This window comes from Microbispora sp. KK1-11, assembly GCF_006874435.1.
In the GTDB taxonomy this organism is placed as follows: domain Bacteria; phylum Actinomycetota; class Actinomycetes; order Streptosporangiales; family Streptosporangiaceae; genus Microbispora; species Microbispora catharanthi.
The window spans coordinates 160,215-180,974 of sequence record NZ_VIRJ01000015.1 but is presented as its reverse complement, the minus strand read 5'-3'; the positions used below and the strand labels follow the sequence as shown (position 1 = coordinate 180,974).

At 72.3% G+C, this 20,760-nt stretch carries 18 protein-coding genes; 9 read left to right on the top strand and 9 right to left on the bottom strand.

Annotated elements, in window-relative coordinates:
* Nucleotides 1-297: 297 nt before the first annotated feature.
* From FLW16_RS22365 to FLW16_RS22345, 5 genes are all read left to right on the top strand, one after another.
* On the top strand, nt 298-1,680 hold the full coding sequence (locus tag FLW16_RS22365) for an LCP family protein (RefSeq protein WP_260615473.1): 1,383 nt from the start codon (nt 298-300) through the stop codon (nt 1,678-1,680).
* Between the two features lie 176 nt (nt 1,681-1,856).
* Nucleotides 1,857-3,218, top strand: a complete 1,362-nt coding sequence (locus FLW16_RS22360) for a S8 family serine peptidase (RefSeq protein ID WP_142562053.1) — start codon at nt 1,857-1,859, stop codon at nt 3,216-3,218.
* Nucleotides 3,219-3,326: 108 nt separating this feature from the next.
* Nucleotides 3,327-3,578 (top strand): hypothetical protein, encoded by a 252-nt coding sequence (locus tag FLW16_RS22355; RefSeq protein ID WP_260615472.1) that lies wholly within the window; start codon nt 3,327-3,329, stop codon nt 3,576-3,578.
* Entirely contained in the window at nt 3,575-4,141 is a 567-nt protein-coding gene (locus FLW16_RS22350) for an AAA family ATPase (RefSeq protein WP_142562052.1), read from the top strand. The genes FLW16_RS22355 and FLW16_RS22350 overlap by 4 nt, the downstream gene beginning before the upstream one ends.
* Before the next feature lie 181 nt (nt 4,142-4,322).
* Complete coding sequence (locus FLW16_RS22345) at nt 4,323-5,285, top strand: zinc-dependent alcohol dehydrogenase family protein (RefSeq protein WP_142562051.1); 963 nt, start codon at nt 4,323-4,325, stop codon at nt 5,283-5,285.
* Nucleotides 5,286-5,318: 33 nt separating this feature from the next.
* On the opposite strand, the gene FLW16_RS22340 is transcribed toward FLW16_RS22345, so the two are convergent.
* Nucleotides 5,319-5,915, bottom strand: coding sequence for an HD domain-containing protein (locus FLW16_RS22340; RefSeq protein WP_142562050.1), 597 nt, complete (start codon nt 5,913-5,915; stop codon nt 5,319-5,321).
* Between the two features lie 44 nt (nt 5,916-5,959).
* Nucleotides 5,960-6,724 carry an ion transporter gene (locus FLW16_RS22335; protein ID WP_142562049.1) on the bottom strand — a complete coding sequence of 255 codons (765 nt, stop codon included), beginning with the start codon at nt 6,722-6,724 and terminating at the stop codon, nt 5,960-5,962.
* Between the two features lie 188 nt (nt 6,725-6,912).
* Here FLW16_RS22335 and FLW16_RS22330 point away from each other — a divergent pair, with 188 nt between their 5' ends.
* On the top strand, nt 6,913-8,727 hold the full coding sequence (locus FLW16_RS22330; protein WP_185949553.1) for a serine/threonine-protein kinase: 1,815 nt from the start codon (nt 6,913-6,915) through the stop codon (nt 8,725-8,727).
* Between the two features lie 48 nt (nt 8,728-8,775).
* Here FLW16_RS22330 and FLW16_RS22325 read toward each other — a convergent pair whose 3' ends face one another.
* Nucleotides 8,776-9,927: an ROK family transcriptional regulator gene (locus FLW16_RS22325; RefSeq protein ID WP_142562047.1), complete on the bottom strand. Its 1,152-nt coding sequence runs from the start codon at nt 9,925-9,927 to the stop codon at nt 8,776-8,778.
* A 241-nt stretch (nt 9,928-10,168) separates the two neighbouring features.
* On the opposite strand from FLW16_RS22325, the gene edd reads away from it, so the two are divergent.
* The 3 genes from edd to eda are packed head-to-tail and all read left to right on the top strand — an operon-like array spanning nt 10,169 to nt 13,568.
* Nucleotides 10,169-11,998 carry a phosphogluconate dehydratase gene (edd, locus tag FLW16_RS22320; RefSeq protein WP_142562046.1) on the top strand — a complete coding sequence of 610 codons (1,830 nt, stop codon included), beginning with the start codon at nt 10,169-10,171 and terminating at the stop codon, nt 11,996-11,998.
* Nucleotides 11,995-12,954, top strand: a complete 960-nt coding sequence (locus FLW16_RS22315) for a glucokinase (protein WP_142562045.1) — start codon at nt 11,995-11,997, stop codon at nt 12,952-12,954. Before edd ends, FLW16_RS22315 begins: the two co-directional genes overlap by 4 nt.
* Nucleotides 12,951-13,568 carry a bifunctional 4-hydroxy-2-oxoglutarate aldolase/2-dehydro-3-deoxy-phosphogluconate aldolase gene (gene eda / locus FLW16_RS22310; protein WP_142562044.1) on the top strand — a complete coding sequence of 206 codons (618 nt, stop codon included), beginning with the start codon at nt 12,951-12,953 and terminating at the stop codon, nt 13,566-13,568. Before FLW16_RS22315 ends, eda begins: the two co-directional genes overlap by 4 nt.
* Nucleotides 13,569-13,805: 237 nt before the next feature.
* Here eda and FLW16_RS22305 read toward each other — a convergent pair whose 3' ends face one another.
* The 6 genes from FLW16_RS22305 to FLW16_RS22280 form a co-directional block, all read right to left on the bottom strand.
* Nucleotides 13,806-14,699 (bottom strand): carbohydrate kinase family protein, encoded by an 894-nt coding sequence (locus FLW16_RS22305; protein ID WP_221891219.1) that lies wholly within the window; start codon nt 14,697-14,699, stop codon nt 13,806-13,808.
* Between the two features lie 216 nt (nt 14,700-14,915).
* A complete protein-coding gene (locus FLW16_RS22300; protein ID WP_185949552.1) occupies nt 14,916-15,938 on the bottom strand; it encodes a LacI family DNA-binding transcriptional regulator in 1,023 nt (340 codons plus the stop codon).
* Between the two features lie 10 nt (nt 15,939-15,948).
* Nucleotides 15,949-17,583 carry a glycoside hydrolase family 13 protein gene (locus FLW16_RS22295; RefSeq protein WP_142562041.1) on the bottom strand — a complete coding sequence of 545 codons (1,635 nt, stop codon included), beginning with the start codon at nt 17,581-17,583 and terminating at the stop codon, nt 15,949-15,951.
* Nucleotides 17,584-17,609: 26 nt separating this feature from the next.
* Nucleotides 17,610-18,485 (bottom strand): sugar ABC transporter permease, encoded by an 876-nt coding sequence (locus FLW16_RS22290; protein WP_142562040.1) that lies wholly within the window; start codon nt 18,483-18,485, stop codon nt 17,610-17,612.
* Nucleotides 18,479-19,441, bottom strand: a complete 963-nt coding sequence (locus FLW16_RS22285) for a carbohydrate ABC transporter permease (RefSeq protein ID WP_142562039.1) — start codon at nt 19,439-19,441, stop codon at nt 18,479-18,481. The genes FLW16_RS22290 and FLW16_RS22285 overlap by 7 nt, the downstream gene beginning before the upstream one ends.
* Before the next feature lie 3 nt (nt 19,442-19,444).
* Nucleotides 19,445-20,740, bottom strand: coding sequence for an extracellular solute-binding protein (locus FLW16_RS22280; RefSeq protein ID WP_142562038.1), 1,296 nt, complete (start codon nt 20,738-20,740; stop codon nt 19,445-19,447).
* Between the last annotated feature and the right edge of the window lie 20 nt (nt 20,741-20,760).

Sequence of the window (20,760 nt, the reverse complement as noted above, 5' to 3'; positions counted from 1 at the left end):
CAGCGCGTCGGAAGCGCCGCTCAGCCCAGCGGAAGCGCGGCTCAGCCCGGTGGCGACGCAGCTCAGCGCAGCGGAAGCGCGGCTCGGCCCGGTGGCGACGCAGGCCGGCGTGGCGGGAGTGGGAACGACAAGGAACCCACGGGCCCGCCGCCCCCGCCGCCCCCCGCGGCCGCGCGCGGCAAGGGGCCGCGTTTCGGCCCTCCGCTGTCCACCGCCTCCCTTATCGGCTGGACGGCGCTGTCGGCCGTCCTGCCCGGGGCGGCCCACCTGCGGGCGGGCAACCGCCGCACGGGGATCGTGCTGCTGGCGACGTTCGGCGTCGTGCTGGTCGCCCTGGTGGTCCTGGTCCTGCGCCTGAAGGACAACGCGGGGGTCGCGCTGCGCGGCAGCACGATGACCGCCGTCATGGCCGGCGCCGCCGTGTGCGCGCTCGCCTGGTTCGCGCTCGTGCTCCTGTCGTTCGTCGCTCTGCGCCCGCAGCGCCTGACGCAGACCGGGCAGGTGGTGTCCGGCATCGTCGCGGGCGTGCTGTGCGTGGCCGTGACGGCCCCGTTCGCCTTCACCGCCAACACGATCAGGACGGCCAGCCAGTTACTCGACGACGTCACGGCTCCGGTGGAGGGCTCGACCCCCGTCCCCGTACGCGCCGAGGACCCGTGGAACGGCCGCACGCGCGTGAACTTCCTGCTGATCGGCGGCGACGCGGCGGGCAACCGGCTCGGGGTGCGCACCGACTCGATGACCGTGGCCAGCGTGAACATCGCCACCGGCAACACCGTCCTGTTCAGCCTCCCGCGCAACCTCCAGTACGTCCGCTTCCCCCCGAGCAGCCCCCTGCGCAAGGTGTTCCCCAACGGCTTCAACGCCGAGGGGCAGGGCCTGCTCAACTCCGTCTGGTACTACGCCGACAACAACCCCCAGGTCATGGGTGGCAAGAACAAGGGCGCGCAGGCGCTGAAGGACGCCATCGGCTACACCCTTGGTCTGAACATCGACTACTACGCGATTGTCGACATGTACGGCTTCGCGGCCCTGATCGACGCGGTCGGCGGGCTCAAGATCCGGGTCGAGCAGGACATCAGGTGGGGCGGCAAGTTCGGCACCGCCGGGACCATCAAGGCCGGTTACCGGACGCTCAACGGCGAGGAGGTGCTCTGGTACGGCCGCTCGCGGGTGGACAGCGACGACTTCTCCCGCATGGCCCGCCAGCGCTGCGTCATCGGCGCGCTCGCCCAGCAGGTCACCCCGGCCACGGTGCTCGCGAACTTCAACAAGATCGCCGCGGCGGCCCGGCACATGTTCCGCACCGACATCCCCCGCGACCTGCTGGAGCACCTCGTCCCGCTCGGCATGAAGGTGCGCAGCGCCAAGATCACCAGCCTCCAGTTCGTGCCGCCTCTCATCTACACGGGCAACCCGGACTGGGTCAAGATCAGGCAGCTGACCAAGGACGCGATCCGGGAGTCGATGTCCGACCGGAACGTGGTCGCGGCGACCGCCTCGCCGATGACGTCCGCCGGATCGGCGGCGTCCGCCACCCCCTCCGGCTCGCACTCCCCGTCCGCGTCGCCGAGTCCGTCTCCCTCCCGTACCCCGGTCGTCGCCGGGGCGAGCCCCCGCAAGACGCCCACCACGAACGACAAGGCGGCCAAGAGCCTGTCGGAGCTGTGCGGCTTCTGAGTCGAAGGCTTCTGAACGAGCACTTCTGAACGGGCACTTCTGAGCCAGGGCTTCCGACCGGGCGACACCGGCGGGATTTTCCGCGAAGGCGTGGACGCCGCCCTCCGGATGCAGCAAGGTTGTCACGTAACGTATCCGCCCAGTCACGATCCGCCTAGTAACGGAGTGGACTCGTCGTGCGCGTACTCATCCAGTTGCGTCCGTCCCCCGACCTGGTCGCCGCCGTCGCCGACCCGTCGGTCTCCTCGATGGCGTCGGACGTCGCCGACGGCCTGCCCGGGGTCGTCCTCGACCACTCGTACGCCCCCGTGGCCGTGCCCCGCCCGATGCCCGCGTCCCCCGGCGGGGACCCGCTGTCGCTCAATCAGCCGCTGGTCTTCTCCATGGCGCCCCAGGACGCCTCGGTCGTGGTCCGCGGGGAGATCGCCGACGACGAGGTCACCAGCAGGATCGCCCTCCTGCCCGCGGCCCGCCGCGACGTGGTCGCCGTGTACGCCGACCCGGCGATCGAGACCTCGCTCACCTGCGGGGGCGACCCCGCCGTCGGCGACTGGCACGACGTCGAACGCCTGCTGCGCGTGCCCGACCTGACGGCCGAGGGGCTGGACGGTTCCGGCGTCCCCCTCGCGGTCATCGACACCGGCATCAACGCGGCGTACGTCAAGTCCGCCCGCGGCCACGACGTGACAGTGGATCACGAGCGGAGCTGGAACCCGCAGAGCGTCTCCGGAACCCCGGGGGACTTTCCGGTCGACCATGGCACGATGTGCGCCTTCGACGCGCTGATCGCCGCGCCCAAGGCGTCGCTGGTGGACGTGCCCGTGCTGCTGTCGCGGCGGCAGGGCGGCTCGACGCTCGACGGCCTGCTGTCCGACGCGATCGCCGCGTACGCCCATCTGCGCGAGGTCCTCGACGCCCAGCCCGCCGAGTCGCGGGCGCTCGTGGTGACCAACAGCTGGGGGTCGTTCTCCCCGCGCTGGGACTTCCCGCCCGGCCACCCCGGCAACTATTCCGACAACCCGGCCCATCCGTTCAACCTGATCGTCGGCAGCCTGGCCGAGGCGGGGGCGGACATCCTGTTCGCCGCGGGCAACTGCGGGGCGCAGTGCCGCGACAGCAGGTGCGCCTACCCCGACCGGCCCATCGTCGGGGCCAACTCCCATCCCCGCGCGCTGTCGATCGGCGGGATCGACACGGCGGGGACGCGGGTGGGCTACTCCTCGCAGGGCCCCGGGCGGCTGGCCGCGCGCAAGCCGGACGTCTGCGCCTACACGCACTTCGCCGGCTCGGGAGCCCTCGGCGACGACGAGCCCGACTCGGGCACCTCCGCGGCCTGCCCCGTCGCGGCCGGGCTGGTCGCCGCCGTCCGCTCGCGATGGCCCTCCACGGTGCTGCCGCCCGCCCAGCTCAGGACCCTGCTCCGCCGGACGGCCGATGATCGCAGTGCCGTAGGGTATGACCACGACTACGGATACGGCGTGGTGGACGCCGCCGGCATCATCGCCGCGCTGCGCCGCCGCGCCGCGAAGGCGGCCTGACCACTACCGCGCCGCGAAAGCGGCCTGAGAACCCACAGCGCCGCGGAGGCGGCCTTAGGCCGCCACGCCGTCCGGTGACGAGACGTCCAGCAGGGGGAGGCGGGGCCGGTGGCCGAGGTGCTCATCACCGTGCGGCTCGCCGCGCCCGCGACGCTGGAGGCCGCGATGCGGCGGCTCGGCCTCACCGAGGACGAGGTCGACACCGCGTACGGCCTGGTGCCGGTCGATCCCGGCAGGAACCTGTACGTCCTGCGGGTGACGGAGGACGCAGGACGGCGCGTCGGCGACTCGGGCGACGGGGCGGCGGACGGCGGGCCGTACTCCGATCCGCCCATCGAGCCCTACGGCCCGCCGCGATGACCGCTCCCGTCTGGGTGGTGTCCGGTCCGCCGGGCGCGGGCAAGTCGACCGTCTGCGACCTGCTGCTGGCCCGCCTCGCCCCTGTGCCCGCCCTGCTCGACAAGGACACGATGTACGGCGGCTTCGTCGAGGCCACGCTCGCCGCGCACGGCAGGCCCCCGGGCGAGCGCGAGGGGCCGTGGTACGACGAGTACGTCAAGCGGCACGAGTACGCCGGCATGACGGCGACGGCCAGGGAGATCCGCTCCCACGGCTGCCCGGTGATGCTCGGCGGGCCCTTCACCTCCCAGGTGCACGACGCGGCGCTCTGGCACGCGTGGGTGGAGGCGCTGGGCGGACCCGAGGTGCGCCTGGTCTGGATCCGCTCCGACGGCCCGACGCTGCGTGAGCGGCTCATCCGCCGGGGCCTCGCCAGGGACGGGCAGAAGCTGGAGAGGTTCGCCGAATACCTGCGCGCCATCCGCGTCGACGAGCCGCCCGCCGTGCCGTACGACGAGGTCGACAACCGCCTCGGCGCGCCCCCGCTGGAGGACCAGATCGACGGGCTGCTGGCGAGGGCGTAGGCGCGTTCGAACGTTCTCGCCGCCCGGGAACGCGGGATGTGAGGCAAAGGGCCGATCGCCCCTCTCACTTCGGCTGTGCGGACGGCGGCGCCCGTTACGGTCCGAGGCGTGGAGGCGCCGCGCTTCCGCCGGTGTCCGGCGCGGGCCGGGTCCCGGTCGATCCCAGAACTCGGAGAAGACATTGAAGGCAGTCGCGATCCAGGCGTTCGGAGGCCCCGAAGGTCTGGCGGTCATCGACCTCCCTGCCCCGGCTCCCGCCGCCGGGCAGGTGCTGATCGCCACCGAGGCGATCGGCGTGGGCGGCGTCGACGCGGTGATCCGGAGCGGCGCTCTGGCCGCCTACGGTTTCGCGGAAGGCCATATCCCCGGCGGCGAGGTGGCGGGCACCGTGATCGCCGTCGGCGACGACGTCGACACCTCGTGGATCGGTCAGCGGGTGTGGGCGTTCACCGGCGTGGGCGGCGGCTACGTCGAACAGGCGACTGCCGCGGCCGAGGAGATCCTTCCCCTTCCCGCGAACCTGTCCGCCGTCGACGCGGTGACGCTCGGGAGCTCCGGTGTGGTGGCCCACTTCGGCCTCGCCCATGCCCGCTTCGCTCCCGGCGAGTCGGTGCTGGTGCGCGGCGCGGCCGGCAGCATCGGGATCATGACGGTCCAGCTCGCCGCTCACCGCGGCGCCGGAGCGGTGGCGGTCACGACATCGTCGCCGGAGCGCGGCGAGCGCCTGCGCAAGCTCGGCGCGACCCACGTGCTCGACCGCTCCGGCGAGGGAGGCGCGGACGCTCCCGCGGGTTACGACGTCATCATCGACGTCGTCGCCGGCGCGGACATGCCTTCGTTCTTCGCCAGGCTCAACCCGAACGGTCGCCTGGTGGCCGTCGGCGCGGTTGGTGGCCGGCCGCCGGCGGACTTCGGCATGAGGATGATGGCGGCGTTCCGGAAGTCGATGTCGTTCGCCACCTTCAGCGCCGACACGGTGGCCGGGCCCGATCGGCGTGCCGTGCGCGTCGAGCAGTTCGCCGCCGCGAGCCGCGGCGCGCTGCAGACGGTGGTGCACGAGGTGCTGCCGTTGGAGCAGGCCGTGTCGGCCCACCGGAAGATGGACGCGGGCGAGGTGTTCGGCAGGATCGTGCTGACGCCGTAGCCCTCGCGGCTCACGCCGGTCGCCGGTCGCCGGTCACACGATCTCGTGCCCGTACGCCGCGGCGAGCGGCCGCAGGTCGGGAACGCCGAAGGCCGCGCACATCGACGCGAACGTCTCGGCCTTGTCCTCGCCGTAGCGGCGGACGTGGGCCGCGTAGGCGTCGGCGGTGACGAACCTCGGCGGCTCGGTCTTGCTGTGGAACTTGTCCGCGAACATCACGAGCTGTTCCTCGACCGACTCGGCGTGATAGTCGGCGGGAGGCAGCGGCAGGCCCTGCCGCAGCACGTCCTCCCGGCTGATCCCCACCCCCGTGTGGTGAGAGCAGAACCGGCACAGGCTCTCGGGTAGTCCCTCCCCGCGGAGCAGTTCGTGGCCGAGGATCCCGTGGCGTACGTAACCGGCGTGGTCGAGCCGCCCGTCCTCGTCGTAGAGCAGGTAGACGCCGATGTCGTGCAGGAGGCTGCCGGCCCGCACCAGCTCGGCGTCGACGTCGAGCCCGGCGCGGCCGGCCAGCCGCAGCGCGATCGCACAGACGATCTCGCAGTGCGTGTGGACGAGATCGAACGCTTCCTCCGTGGGCGCGTGTCTCACGTGCAGTGCGCGGATCTCGGCGTCCGTCGGAAGCCGCATGCGCGGAGTCTAGCAAGCGACGATCATGGTCCAAGAGACCCGGCTCAGGAGGGCACCCGTTCGCCCAGGCTCTCGCGCAGGCTCCTGATCTCCTCGCGCAGGGCCGACAGCTCGGCGAGCGTCGAGCGCTCGTCCCTGGCCTCCTCCTCCATCGCGCTCACCACGACCGCGATGAAGAGGTTCAGCACGACGAAGGTGCAGATCAGCACGAACACGACGAAGTAGATCCACGACGAGGGATGGGTCTCCATCAACTCACGGTTGATGTCCGACCAGCCGTCGCCCGTCATGACCTGGAACAGCGTGTACAGCGACGTGGGCAGGTCGCGGAAGTACTCGGGCGCGGCGGCGCCGTACAGCTTGGTGCCCATGACGCCGGCGACGTACAGGACGAGGCCGAGCAGGACGACGATCGAGGTCATCCCGGGGATGGCGGTGAGCAGCGCGGAGACCACCCGCCGCAGCGACGGCACCACCGAGATCAGCCGCAGCGCCCGCAGGACGCGCAGGGCCCGCAGCACCGACAGACCGCCCGCCGTGGGGAGGAACGAGAAGCCGATGATCAGCAGGTCGAAGACGTTCCAGGCGTCGCGGAGGAACCGCCACCCGTAGACGTAGATCTTGGCAAGGATCTCCGCCACGAAGACGTACAGGGCGACATGGTCGGCGACGTGCAGTTCCGTGCCGTACCGGGCGACCGCCTCGGCGGAGGTCTCGACGCCCAGCGTGGCCGCGTTGAAGAGGATCACCGCGGTGATCGCCTGCTGGAACCGCCGCGACTCGATCAGGCGGCGGACACGTTCACGCACGAAGGACTCCTGGGGGGCCATAGAAGATCGCCACAGAGCCTAGTGCCCCCGTCGGACAATTCCGCTCCGGCCGGGCCGGATCCCCGGCCGGAGCCGACCCATCGGGCGCCTGGCACGACGCCTGGACGGGGCAGGCGCTTTCGCTACGCTGGCCCGCAGAGCGGTGATCGCGATGGATGAGGGGCTACATGGCCGAAAGTCCGTTACGTGCCGGAGACCCTGAACGGCTGGGTGACTACCGCCTCCTGGGCCGCCTGGGGGAAGGCGGCCAGGGCGTCGTGTATCTCGGCGAGACCCCGGCCGGGGAGAGGGTGGCGGTGAAGGTCATGCGGGCGCGGCCGTCCCTCGGCGTTCCCGCGTCCTTCGCCAGGGAACTGGCCGCGGCACGCCAGGTGGCCGAGTTCTGCACAGTGCGCATCCTCGACGCCAGGCTGGACGCCGACCCGCCCTACATCGTGAGCGAGGTCGTCGACGGCCCGTCGCTCCAGCAGGTGATCGAGAGCGGCGGACCGCTCAGGGGCGCGGTGCTGCACCGGCTGGCCATCGGCACCATCACCGCCTTGGCGGCCGTCCATCGAGCGGGGGTGGTGCACCGCGACTTCAAGCCGAGCAACGTGCTGGTCGGCCCCGACGGGCCACGCGTCATCGACTTCGGCATCGCCCGGCTGGTGGACGCTTCGGCCACCACCGGTCCCACCGCCGGCACGCCGCCCTACATGGCGCCCGAGCACTTCCACGGTGACCGGATCGGCCCTCCGGCGGACGTGTTCGCCTGGGGCTCCACCATCACGTACGCGGCCACGGGGGCGCCGCCGTTCGGCCGGGACACGCCCGCGGCCATCGCCTACCGGATCGTGCAGGGCGAACCCGTCCTCGGTGACCTGGCGGGCGGGCTGCGCGACCTGGTGGCACGCTGCCTGGACAAGGACCCGACGCGACGACCGACCGCCCGCGAGGTCCTCCTGAGCCTCCTGGACGACGTGCCGCCCTCCGGCGGGGACGTCGCGGCGCTCCAGATGGGCCGGCAGGCGGCGATCGGGCAGATCGCGCCGGAAAGGACGGGCGGCGGGGAGCACCGGCTGCCCCGCCGGGCTCTGCTGGCCGGCACGGGAGCGGTGGTCGCGGCCCTCGCGGGGACCTGGATCGCGGTCTCCCGCCTGCCTGCCGGGGCCGGCGGAGCCGCGCCGTCGGGGTCGGGGCCGCTTGCTTCGGGGCCGGGGGCATCACCCGTGCCGACGGCCGCGTCCGGCTCCTCCTCCCTCGCTGCGGGCGGACCCACCGCGAGCGTCCCCGCCTCGCCGGGCCGCACGGCCGCCGGGACCGCTTCGCCGGTCGCGGCTCCCGGGACTCCGGTGGAGCTGGGCGCGGCGATCGACGCCGCCGTCACGGCCACTCCTTCCGCGAAGTTCGCCTGCGAGGGGGCGTTCACCGAGAGCGACACCTACCTGGAGGCCGACGGCCGATTCACCCATGATCCCTCACGCCTGTACTACGGCGGCTCCTACGACATGCGCGTCACCTATCCGGAAAGCGAGCGGAAACGCGTCGTCGTCATCGCCGACGACGTCCACCTTCCGAACGGCGAGAAGCTGCCGCTGGATCTCGACCCGCAGGGGCCGGCCGCCCGTGGGCGCGACGGCGCGGCGGCGGGCGCCGCGCTCTTCATCCTCGTCGGCTCGATCCCCACGATCCTGACCCTCGTCGGCGCCACCCCGCGGGTCTACCGCTCCGGGAAGGACGGCAGGACGTACTCGGGCGGGGTCCAGGTCGCGGACGCCGATTACGTGCTGCGCGGTTTCCTCGCGAGCTGGCTGAGCCCGGCGCGGGGTCTGGACAGGTCCCGCATCTCATACACGCTGACACTCGACCAGGAGGACCTGCCGGTCAGGTTCGTGTTCGCCTGGAAGGCGTCCATGCCGCAGCGGGGACTGCTCTCGTCGTCCTTCACGACGACCTACCGTGCGTGGGGCCCGGCCCGGCCGATCGTCGCCCCGGCCTCCTGAGCCGCGCACCCTGAACCGGGCATCCGGTCCCTCGCCGGGGGAAGGGAGTCAGCGGGCGGCCGCGTCGACGGCCTGGGCCGACAGGACGTGGTCGAGGACCATGAGCGCGCAGCCGGTGATGCCCGCGCCGGGCCCGAGGCGGCTGCGCTCGATGCGCAGGCTGCGGGTGGCGAGCTGGGTCGAGCGCCGGTAGACGACCTCGCGCACGCCCGACACCAGCGGCTGGAACATCTCGGCGACGTCGCCGCCGAGGACCACGACGGCGGGGTTGAGCAGGTTGACCGCGCCGGAGATGACCTCGCCCAGCCAGCGGCCGGCCTGCCGCACCACGGCCATGGTCTCCGCGTCGCCGGCCCGGACCAGGGCTGTCACGTCGGCGAGCGACACCACGTCGCGCCCCTTGGCCCGCAGGTCGCGCAGGATCGCGGTGCCGCTGGCGACCGAGTCGACGCAGTCGAGGTTGCCGCAGCGGCACAGCACGCCCCCGCCGTCCCGCACGGGGATGTGCCCGATCTCCCCGGCCGCGCCGAGCGCGCCGCGCAGGATGCCGCCGCCGGAGATCACTCCCGCGCCGATCCGGGTGGAGACCTTCACGAACAGCAGGTCGTCGAGTTCCGAGGCGTAGACGACCCGGTGCTCGCCCATCGCGATGACGTTCACGTCGTTGTCCACGAGCACCGGCACGCGGAACCGCTCGGCGATGACCGGCGGGATCACCACGCCGGTCCAGCTCGCCATCACGCGGGCGCTCTCGACCCGTCCGGCGGCGAACTCCACGGTCGCCGGCACGCCCAGCCCGATGCCGACGACGTCGTCCCGCCCGTCGAGCAGCTTCTCCCAGGTGTCCATGAGCAGGGGCAGGACGACGCCCGGCCCCTCCTCGACGTCGATGTCCAGGTCGGTGCGGTTCAGCACCTCGCCCGCGAGGTCGCACAGCGCGATCTGGGTGCGGCGGGCGCCGAGCGAGGCCACCGGGACGACTCCCCCGGAGGCGGCGAAGCGCAGCCGCATGGGCGGGCGGCCTCCGGTGGACGGCCCCTCGGCGTCCTCCACGATCAGCCCGCGCTGGAGCAGGTCGGCGACGCGATGCGCGACGGCGGGGCGGGACAGGCCCGTCACACGGCCGATGTCGGCACGCGTCACCGCCTCCCCGCTGCGGATGAGCTGGAGGACCTCACCGGTAGTGGCTAAACGTGACATCGAGCGTAAGTGAAGCACAGAAGCTCACCTAAGTTCAATGACTTATTCATTTCGAGTTACAAAAGTGGGCTTGAAAAGTCGCATAACTTCCCGATACTGTCCCATCCGTGCCTGATCGATACCTGGTGCCCGATCAACGGATCGGGGGCCGGACGTGCCGCCGGGCACACGTCCCGGGACGACAGCCCCGGGGCGAGTTGGACCCCGCCTCGCGGCGGCCCCGGCAGGAGGAGGACCTTCCGTGACGAACCCCGTTATCACCGAGGTCACCGAGCGCGTGGTCGCGCGAAGCCGCGAAAGCCGCGGGGCCTACCTGGAGCGGGTGCGCCGCGCCGGGGCCGAGCTGCGTGAGCGGGGGCCGGCCCGGGGGCGGCTCGGCTGCGCCAACCTGGCCCACGGCTTCGCCGCCGCGCCCGCCGAGGACAAGATCGACCTGCGCGGTACGGCGAAGCCCGGCGTGGCCATCGTGACGTCGTACAACGACATGCTGTCGGCGCACCAGCCGTACGAGACCTACCCGCCGGAGCTGAAGCGGGCGGTCCGGGAGGCGGGCGGCGTGGCGCAGGTGGCGGGCGGCGTGCCCGCGATGTGCGACGGCATCACCCAGGGCCGGGCGGGCATGGAGCTGTCGCTCTACAGCCGCGACGTGATCGCGATGGCGACCGCGATCGCGCTGTCGCACGACATGTTCGACGCGGCCCTGCTGCTCGGGGTCTGCGACAAGATCGTCCCGGGGCTGCTCATCGGCGCCTTACGCTTCGGGCACCTACCGGCGATATTCGTCCCCGCCGGGCCGATGACCTCGGGCCTGCCCAACAAGGTCAAGGCCAGGGCGCGGCAGTCCTTCGCCGAAGGCAAGATCGGCCGCCTGGAGATGCTCGACGCCGAGGCGGCGTCCTACCACTCCCCCGGCACCTGCACGTTCTACGGCACCGCCAACTCCAACCAGCTCCTCATGGAGGTCATGGGCCTCCACCTGCCGGGGGCGACGTTCGTCAACCCGCACACCGAGCTGCGGCACGCGCTGACCGGGGCGGCGGCGCGGCGGGCTGTCGAGATCACCCCGCACGGCGAGGAGTACACGCCCGTCGCCGAGATCGTGGACGAGAAGGCGATGGTCAACGCGGTCGTCGCGCTGCTCGCCTCCGGCGGCTCCACCAACCACACGATGCACCTGGTCGCCATGGCGGCGGCCGCCGGCATTGAGCTGACCTGGGACGACATGGCGGCCCTGTCCAAGGTCGTGCCGCTGATCACCCGGATGTACCCCAACGGCCAGGCGGACGTGAACCACTTCCAGGCCGCGGGCGGCATGGCGGTGTTCATCGGCGACCTGCTGGACGCCGGGCTGCTCCACGAGGACGTGCTCACGGTCGCCGGGCGCGGCCTCGGCCTCTACCGATCGGCTCCGGCCCTCAAGGAGGGCGCGCTGGTGTGGCAGGAGCGGACCGAGCCCAGCACCGACGCCGAGGTCCTGCGGCCGGTCGCCGAGCCGTTCTCCCCCGACGGGGGCATCCACATGCTGTCGGGCAACCTGGGCCGGGCGGTGAGCAAGGTCTCCGCCGTCAAGCCGGCGCACCTGGTGATCGAGGCCCCCGCCAAGGTGTTCGACGACCAGCTCGACCTGCTCGCCGCGTTCGAGCGGGGCGAGCTCGACGGGCAGGACTTCGTCGCGGTCGTCCGCTACCAGGGCCCCCGGGCCAACGGCATGCCGGAGCTGCACAAGCTCACGCCGCCGCTGGCCGTCCTGCTCGACCGCGGCCAGAAGGTGGCCATCGTCACCGACGGTCGCATGTCCGGCGCCTCGGGGAAGGTCCCCGCGGCGATCCACCTGTCTCCCGAGGCCGCGGACGGGGGGCCGATCGCGCTGGTGCGCGACGGCGACGTGATCCGCCTCGACTCGGCCGCCGGGACCCTCACCGTGCTGGCCGACCTCACCGGGCGTACGCCGGAGGGCGCCGCGCTGACCGACGAGCAGTGGGCCGGCACCGGCCGCGAGCTGTTCGCCTCCTTCCGCCGCACGGTCGGCCCGGCCGAGCGCGGGGCGAGCGTCTTCGGAGGTGCCGCGTGAGCCTTCCCTGGCTGGTCGCGGACATCGGCGGAACCAACGCCAGGTTCGGTTTGGTGACGCGGCCCGGAGGGCAGCCGGAGGCGGTAGCCGTACTCGACGTTTCCCAGCATCTCGGCCTTGCCGATGCCGTAGCCGCCTATCTCGCAGACAATGCGGGCGGAGTTCGGCCGGGGGCCGCGTGCCTGGCGATCGCCGGTCCGGTCGACGACGACCGGTACCGGCTGACGAACGCGGGATGGACGGGGTCCGTGCAGGAACTCGGCATCCCGCGTACGGTGCTGCTCAACGACTTCGAGGCGCTGGCGATCTCGCTGCCGCACCTGGCGGGGGACGACCTCGTGCCGCTCGGCGGCCCGCCGCCGACCGCCGGCCTGACGAAGGCCGTGCTCGGACCCGGCACCGGGCTCGGGGTGGCCGGTCTCGTGCCCGTACGGGAGGGCTGGCAGCCGGTGCCCGGCGAGGGCGGGCACGTGGCGGTTCCCGCCGTCACGGACCTGGAGATGGAGATCGTCCGGGCGCTGCGCGCGGACGGCCTGCCGTACGTGGACGCCGAGCACCTGCTGTCGGGCACCGGGCTGCCGCGCCTGCACCGCGGGCTCGCGCTCGTGCGCGGCGTCGCGCCGCAGGCCCGTACGGCGGCGCAGATCACCTCCTCGGACGAGCCGCTGTGCGCCGAGACCGTGGAGGTCTTCCTCGCCCTGCTCGGCGGCTTCGCCGGCGGCGTGGCGCTCACCCTCGGCGCGCGGGGCGGGGTCTACCTGGGCGGCGGCGTGCTGCCCCGCCTGGTCTCACGGATCCCCGGCAGCGCGTTCCGGGAACGGTTCGAGACGACCGCGCCGGCGCTGACGGAGTACGCCGCCGCGATCGCCACCGTTCTGATCACCGCCGAGCAGCCCGCGCTGACGGGTGCGGCCGCCTGGCTCGCCCAACGAAACCCCGATGTGGAGCTGGTATGAGCAACCTTCTCGACCTCGCGCCGGTCGTCCCGGTGGTCGTCCTCGACGACGCCGACAGCGCCGTCCCCCTCGCCCGGGCCCTGGTGGCGGGCGGGCTGCCGGTCATCGAGGTCACGCTGCGCACTCCGGTCGCCCTCGACGCGATCCGGCGGATCGCCGCCGAGGTGCCGGAGGCCGTCGTCGGCGCGGGCACCGTGCGCTCGCCCGAGGACGTGGAGGCCGCGGCCGGGGCCGGCGCCCGCTTCCTCGTCTCCCCCGGCACCACGCCCGGCCTGCTCGCGGCCATGCTCGCCGCGGGCCTGCCGTTCCTGCCCGGCGTCGCCACGGCCACCGAGGCGATGACGCTGGCCGAGCGCGGCGTGCGCGAGCTCAAGTTCTTCCCGGCCGAGCCGGCCGGCGGTGTCGCGTACCTGAAGTCGCTGAGCGGCCCGCTGCCCGACGTGCGGTTCTGCCCCACGGGCGGGATCACCCCGTCGAACGCGCCTGCCTACCTCGCCCTGCCGAACGTCGGCTGCGTCGGCGGAAGCTGGCTCACGCCGCGCAGCCTGGTCACGGCGGGCGACTTCGCCAGGATCGAGAAGCTCGCGTCCGAGGCCGCCGCGCTGCGTCCCTGAGCGCTCCCACCCGCGCCGCGCCCCTGAGCGCTCCCGTCCGCGCTGGGTCTCTGAGCGCTCTCTGAGTTTCCCCAGCTCGCCGGTCCGTCCTTCCTCCCTCGGCGGAGCCGGTGGCCATGCTCGTGCCCGCGACCCGGGCACGTCCATGGGTGCCGGGCCCGCGACCGCTCACCTGCGGTGGCGGGCCCGGCGTCGTCTCACGACACGGCATCCGGTCTCACGACACAGCGCCCGGTCTCACGACACCGTGCCCAGCAGGGCGTCCAGGCCGATCGGGTCCTCGTGCGTGCCCTCCGACGTGCACGCGTGCGCCCCGGCCACCGCGCCCAGCCGTACGCACTCCTCCAGGGGCCGGCCGGCCAGGCGGCCGTACAGGAAGCCGGACACGAACGCGTCGCCGGCGCCGTTGCTGTCGGCCACAGGGCCGGGCAGCGGCTCGGCCGGGAAGCTGCGGACCTTCCCTTCGGCCAGCACGTGGCAGCCCTCGGCCCCGGCCGTGCACACGACCACCGACGCGCGGCCCCGCTCCGCGATCGCCCGCATTACCTCCTCATGCCGCCCGCCGAGCTTGGCCGCGGACAGGAAGACCACGTCGGAGGAGTAGGCGAAGTCCTCGTGGTGCGGGTTCTCGCCGTCCCAGTCGTGCAGGTCGGTCGAGACCGTCGTGCCGTCCGGGATGTCGGCGTAAACGTGCCGGGCGAAGTCCACGATCGAGACGTGGACGTGCCGGGCCGACCGGAGGGCCGGCAGGTAGAGGTCGCGGGGCATCCGCTGGCCGGGGACGACCCGGGGGTCGAAGAGCGACAGGCGCCTGCCGTCCGGGCCCACGAGCAGGACACTGCGGCGGGTGCCCGCCTCCGACGGGGCGTGGGCGAAGTCCACGCCGCGCGCGGCGAGGTGGTCGCGGATCAGCGCGCCCTGCGGGTCGTCGCCGATGAGGTCGACGAACTTCACGCGCAGGCCGAGGGCGTGGCAGCCGAGCGCGACTCCCGCGCCGGTGTTGCCGATCCGGTCCACGACGGGCGGCACGGCGTAGGTGTCGGCGTACGGCAGGGGCAGTTCGGGCACGTAGACGGTCGTGTCGACGCCGGCGCCGCCGACGACCAGGACGTCGAAGGGGTGATCGGTCATTCGCAACGCTCCTGAGGACGTCATGAGGGTCCGGCGCGGTGACCTCGCACACGCGCCGGAACAGGGGTGAAAGGCGATCAGGCCGGCGCGGGCAGGCCGGGACCGGCCTCTTGGTGCGGCGGACCCGCACCGGGCGCTCCACGCCGCGACGGGCGGCCGCGGCAGGACTCAGGCGGCAGGACTCAGCTGGCAGGACTCAGGCGGCAGTGGCGGGACTCAGCGGTTGACCAGCGGGCCCGAGCTGGTGGAGCCGCGCACCACGAGCTCGGGCTGGTAGACCAGCTCGACGTGCTTGGCGGGAGTGCCGCCGATCTCCTCGAGCAGGGTCTCGGCGGCGGCGGCCGCCATGGCGCCGATCGGCTTGCGCACGGTCGTCAGCGGCGGGTCGGTGAACGCCATCAGCGGCGAGTCGTCGAACCCGACGACCGACACGTCCCCGGGCACCGACAGCCCGCGCTCGCGGGCGGCGCGGATCGCGCCGAGCGCCATGAGGTCGCTCGCGCAGAAGATCCCGGTGCAGCCGCGGTCGAGCAGCGCCGCGGCGGCGGCCTGCCCGCCCTCGACGGAGAACAGCGAGTGCTGGATGAGGTCCTCGACGTCGGCCGGGCCGAGCAACTGCGCCATCGCCTGACGGAAGCCCTCGATCTTGCGGATGACCGGGACGAAGCGCCGCTGCCCCAGTGCGAGGCCGATGCGCTCGTGCCCGAGGTCCACCAGGTGCTGCACGGCCAGGCGCGCGGCGAGCCGGTCGTCGGGCGAGATGAACGGCGCGGGGATGGCCTCGTTGTAGCCGTCGACCAGCACGATCGGCAGCCCGCGGTCGGTGAGCCGGGTGTAGCGGTCCATCCGCGCGGTGGTGTCGGCGTGCAGGCCGGAGACGAAGACGATGCCGGACACGCCCCGGTCGAGGAGCATCTCGGTGAACTCGTCCTCGGGGGCGCCGCCGGGCTCCTGCGTGCACAGGATCGGCGTGTAGCCGTGCTGGATCAGCGACTTCTCCATCGCCTGCGCGAACGCCGGGAAGATCGGGTTGCCGAGCTCCGGGATCACCAGGCCGATCAGGCCGTTGCTGCGCTGGCGCAGCCGCTGGGGCCGCTCGTAGCCCATCAGGTCGAGGGCGGTGAGCACGGCCTGGCGGGTGGCCGGGGAGACCCCCGCCTTGCCGTTGAGCACACGGCTCACCGTCGCCTCGCTGACTCCGGCCTGGGCGGCGATGTCGGCGAGCCGTGTGTTGTTCATGAGCATTACTTTAGACATCTCTGGCGGTCCACCAGGTGGCGGAGTCCGGAGCGAGCCGGACGACGTCGCCGGCGCTCTCCGGTCCTCCGCTGGCCAGCAGCAGGTCGCCGTATCCCTGGCCCGCGCCGTACTCGGGGCCGATCTCCACCCACTCCGGCGTCATGTTGAGCACGCAGACGAACGAGTCGCCGCGCCGGAACGCCAGCGTGCCGGCCGGGCTGTCGATCCAGGTCAGGGTGCCGTCGCCCAGCTCGGGGTGCTCCCGCCTGAGGGCGAGGGCGGTCCGGTAGAGGCTGAGCGTCGACGCGCCGTCCCGCTGCTGCGCCTCCACCGACAGGTCGCGCCAGTCGGCCGGCATCGGCAGCCAGCTCTCGTAGGTGCCCGGCGGGGTGAAGCCGTACGGCGGCTCGCCCGCGGCGGTCCACGGGAGCGGCACCCGGCAGCCGTCGCGCCCGCTGTCGGGGTCGCGCAGCCGCTGCGGGTCCTGCAGGTACTGCTCCGGCAGGTCGAGCACCTCGGGCAGCCCCAGCTCCTCGCCCTGGTAGACGTAGGCCGATCCGGGCAGCGCCAGCATGAGCAGCGCCGCCGCCCGCGCCCTGCGCAGGCCGCGCTCGCCGCCGCCGTAGCGGGTGACGTGCCGCTTGACATCGTGGTTGGACAGCACCCAGGTCGGAGGCGCGCCCACCAGCGCCGACGTGCGCACCGACTCGTCGATGACCTCCCGGAAGCGCCCCGCGTCCCACGGCGTCTTGAGGAAGTGGAAGTTGAACGCCTGGTGCAGCTCGTCGGGGCGGACGTAGTTGGCCAGCCGCTCGGGCGAGGGCGCCCACGCCTCGGCCACCCCGATCCGCTCGCCCTCGTAGGAGTCGAGGATGCGGCGCCAGGCCCGGTGGATCTCGTGCACGCCGTCCTGGTCGAAGAACGGCACGACCTGCGCGCCGATCATCTCGGCCTGGCCCCGGGCGCCCACGTCGGGCAGGCCGGGCGCCTTGACCATGCCGTGCGCCACGTCGATCCGGAAGCCGTCCACGCCGAGGTCCAGCCAGAACCGCAGCACGTCGGCGAACTCCTCGTGCACCTCCGGGTGCTCCCAGTTGAGGTCCGGCTGCTCGGGGGCGAACAGGTGCAGGTACCACTGGCCGTCCTCGACCCGGGTCCAGGCGGGACCGCCGAAGATCGACTCCCAGTCGTTGGGCGGCAGCTCGCCCGCCGCGCCCTTGCCCTCGCGGAAGATGTAGCGCTCCCGCTCGGGGCTGCCCGGCCCGGCCCGCAGCGCCGCCTCGAACCAGGGGTGGCGGTCGGAGGTGTGGTTGGGCACCACGTCCACGATGACCCGCAGGCCCAGCCGGTGGGCGTCCGCGATCAGCGCCTGCGCGTCCGCCAGCGAGCCGAAGAGCGGATCGACGTCGCGGTAGTCGGCCACGTCGTACCCGAAGTCGGCCATCGGCGAGGGGTAGAACGGCGTCAGCCAGATCGCGTCCACGCCGAGGTCGGACAGGTACCGCAGGCGGCTGCGCACGCCGAGCAGGTCGCCGATCCCGTCGCCGTTGCCGTCCGCGAAGCTGCGGACGTACACCTGGTAGATCACCGCGTCGCGCCACCACCGGGTCGCGACCGCGGACGGCTGGACGGCGAGTTCGGTCATTGGGATCCCCCGATTCTCATATAGGGTCACGCCTTCGTCGCGCCGGCCGTCAGGCCGGTGACGAGGTGGCGCTGGACGAGCAGGAAGACGACGGCCGCCGGGATGGCGATCAGCACCGACGAGGCCGTCAGCAGGCCCCACTCCGCCTTGTGCTGGCCGACGAACTGGCTCAGGCCGACCGCGAGCGTGTACTTGTCGTCGCCGGTCATGAACGCGGTCGCGTACGCGACCTCCGCCCAGGCGGTGATGAACGAGTAGAACGCGGCCACGGCCAGGCCGGGCTTGGCCAGCGGCAGGATGAGCCGCCAGAACGTGCCGAAGGGGGACAGTCCGTCCACCCGGCCCGCCTCGTCGATCGTCACGGGGACGGTGTCGAAGTAGCCCTTCATCATCCACGCGCAGAACGGCACGGTGGAGGTGAGGTAGGCGATGACGAGGGACGGGAACTGGTTGATCAGCCCGAGACCGGCCATCAGGTTGTAGATCGGCACGATCAGGATCGCCACGGGGAACATCTGCGTGATCAGCAGCATCCACATCACCGAGCGGAAGCCCGGGAAGCGGAAGCGGGAGACCGCGTAGCCGGTGGTCGCCGACAGCAGCACGCCGAGCACGGCCGTGAGGAGCGAGACGATGACGGAGTTGGCGGCCCACGTCAGGAACCGGGTCTCCCCCAGGACCTGCGTGTAGTTGGCGAGCGTGGGGTGGTCGATCGGCGCGACCGAGGCGGTCTCGATGACCGTCCGCGGCTTGAGCGAGGTCAGCACCAGCCACGCGACCGGGAACACCGACACGATGCTCGCCGCGATCAGCGTGAGGTGCAGGGCGATCGACCTGCCGGGGCTGCGCGAGTCGCGGCCCCGCGCCCTGGGCCGCGCCTGGCCGGCGGCCTGGGTCACCATGCCTCCCCCTGCTGCCTGAGCGCGCGCCGGTAGACCGTGGCCATCACGACGAGCAGCGCGAGGATCACCATGCCCCAGGCGGCGGAGCCCGAGTAGTTCCTGATGCCCTCGAACGCCTGGCGGTAGGCGTACGTCACGAGGATCTCCGTGGCTCCGCCCGGCCCTCCCTTGGTCAGCAGGAAGATGACCGGGAACTGGTTGAACGTCCAGATCGTGCCGAGCAGGACGACCGTGCTCGACACCGGGCGCAGGCCCGGCAGCGTGATGTGACGGAAGCGCTGCCACGGCGTGGCGCCGTCCACCTCGGCGGCCTCGTGCAGCTCGCGCGGGATGGCCTGCAGGCCGCCGAGCAGCGCGAGCATCATGAACGGCACGCCCAGCCACACGTTGCAGGCGATCACCGAGACCTTGGCCCAGAACGGGTCGTCCAGCCATCTGATCCCGGCGAACCCCGCGGCACGGAGCATGGCGTTGACCACGCCGAACTCGCCGTTCAGCAGGTAGCGCCAGATGAAGGCGGACACGAAGGCCGGCACGGCCCAGGGCAGCACGAGCAGGATCCGGTAGAGCGACCGCAGCCGCATGGGCCGGTTCAGCAGCATCGCCAGGCCGAGGCCGATGCCCACGTGCAGGGCGACGCACACGACCGTCCACACGACCGTCCAGGCCAGCCGGCCGAGGAACTCCGAGGACGTGAGGATGTCGGCGTAGTTCTTCAGGCCCACGAACTCGTAGGTGGACGGGATGACGTTCATCCCGATCGTGCGGCCCATGTTGCCCTCGGTCGCGTCGGTGAGCGACAGGTACACGCCTCGCACGAGGGGGTAGCCGACCAGCACCAGCATCACGATGACGACCGGCGCGGTCATCGCCCACGCGTACCAGTGACGCGACAGGAGGCGCCGCGCCCCGGAACGGGGCGCGGCCCTTCTCGTCGCGACGACGTCAGCCGTCATGTCCTACAGGCTCCAGCCCTTGAGGATGCCCTGGTAGGCGGTGGCGACGTCCTTGAGCATGGGCTCGGTCGTCGTCTGCCCGCCGGCGAGCTTCTGGTAGCCCTCGACCAGCGGCTGGAACAGCGAGGCGGCCTCGGGGATCCAGGGACGCTCGACGGCCGTCTCCATCGGCTTCTGCCACTGGGCGATCTTCGGGTTGGCCGTGGCCTCGGAGGCGCTGTAGGCGGGCTGGCGGGTCGGCAGCAGGCCGAGCTTGCCGGCGATCTTGGCCTGGCTCTCCGCGCTGTCCATGAACTGGACGAACAGGTACGACGCGTCGAGGTTCTTGGAACCGGCGTAGACGGTGTAGTCGTGGCCGCCCAGGGGCGAGCCCGCCTTCGCCGAGCCGGCCGGGACCGGCGCGACGCCGAAGTTGTCCGGGTTGTCCTTGAACACCTTGCCACCGAGGTTGTCGGCGTTCGACCACGGACCATTGAAGATCATCGCGACCTTGCCGTCCTTGAACGCGGTCTCGGCGTTCGTGTAGCTGTCCTGTAGCGCCGGCTTGACGGCGGCGCCCGACGTGATCAGGTCCTCGACGATCTTCACCCCCGCCACGCTCTGCGGGGACGAGATCGTGATCTTCTTGTTCTGGACGTCGACGAAGTCGCCGCCCTCGCCGTAGATGAACGGAAGAAGGAAGTAGGCGTCCACGTTCAGGGCGAGGCCGCCCGCTCCGGTCTTCGACTTGACGTCGAGTGCCGCCTTCTTGAGGTCGGCCATCGTCGCCGGAGGCTCGTCGTAGCCCGCCTTCTTCAGTAGTTCCTTGTTGTACAGGAGCCCGAGGGTGTCCGTCACCTGCGGCACGCCGTACGTCTTGCCGTTGTACTTGCCGCTGGCGGCCGGGACGGGCAGGAACTCCTCGGGCTTGTCGACCGCGGGGGTGCCGTCGAGCGGCGCGAGGTAGCCGAGCGAGGCGAACTCCGCGACCCACCCCACGTCGGTGCGCAGCACGTCGGGCGCGCCCGACCCGGACTGCGCGGCGGTCTTGAACTTGTCCCGCGCATCCGCGAACGGCACGTTGACGTAGTTGACCTTGATCTTCGGGTACTTGGCCTCGAAGTCCTTGATGATCTCCTGGAAGACCGGGCCCTCGGTCGTGGCGTCCGAGGTGTCCCACCAGGTGACCGTGCCGGCCACCTCGGCGGGGGCGGCGCTCTTCGCCGGGGCCGATCCGGCGTCGCCGGAACCGTCGCCACAGGCGGTGACCGCCAACGCGAGCGCCGCGGCCACCGCCGCGGACGTGAGGACTCGCCTCATCTGCGTCGCACTCCTTGCTC

Coding starts and splice junctions, on each gene's coding strand:
- FLW16_RS22350 (WP_142562052.1), top strand. CDS start 3,575: ATGACCGCTCCCGTCTGGGTGGTGTCCGGTCCGCCGGGCGCGGGCAAG.
- FLW16_RS22340 (WP_142562050.1), bottom strand. CDS start 5,915: ATGCGGCTTCCGACGGACGCCGAGATCCGCGCACTGCACGTGAGACAC.
- FLW16_RS22330 (WP_185949553.1), top strand. CDS start 6,913: ATGGCCGAAAGTCCGTTACGTGCCGGAGACCCTGAACGGCTGGGTGAC.
- FLW16_RS22325 (WP_142562047.1), bottom strand. CDS start 9,927: ATGTCACGTTTAGCCACTACCGGTGAGGTCCTCCAGCTCATCCGCAGC.
- eda (WP_142562044.1), top strand. CDS start 12,951: ATGAGCAACCTTCTCGACCTCGCGCCGGTCGTCCCGGTGGTCGTCCTC.
- FLW16_RS22305 (WP_221891219.1), bottom strand. CDS start 14,699: ATGACCGATCACCCCTTCGACGTCCTGGTCGTCGGCGGCGCCGGCGTC.
- FLW16_RS22300 (WP_185949552.1), bottom strand. CDS start 15,938: ATGAACAACACACGGCTCGCCGACATCGCCGCCCAGGCCGGAGTCAGC.
- FLW16_RS22295 (WP_142562041.1), bottom strand. CDS start 17,583: ATGACCGAACTCGCCGTCCAGCCGTCCGCGGTCGCGACCCGGTGGTGG.
- FLW16_RS22290 (WP_142562040.1), bottom strand. CDS start 18,485: ATGGTGACCCAGGCCGCCGGCCAGGCGCGGCCCAGGGCGCGGGGCCGC.
- FLW16_RS22285 (WP_142562039.1), bottom strand. CDS start 19,441: ATGACGGCTGACGTCGTCGCGACGAGAAGGGCCGCGCCCCGTTCCGGG.
- FLW16_RS22280 (WP_142562038.1), bottom strand. CDS start 20,740: ATGAGGCGAGTCCTCACGTCCGCGGCGGTGGCCGCGGCGCTCGCGTTG.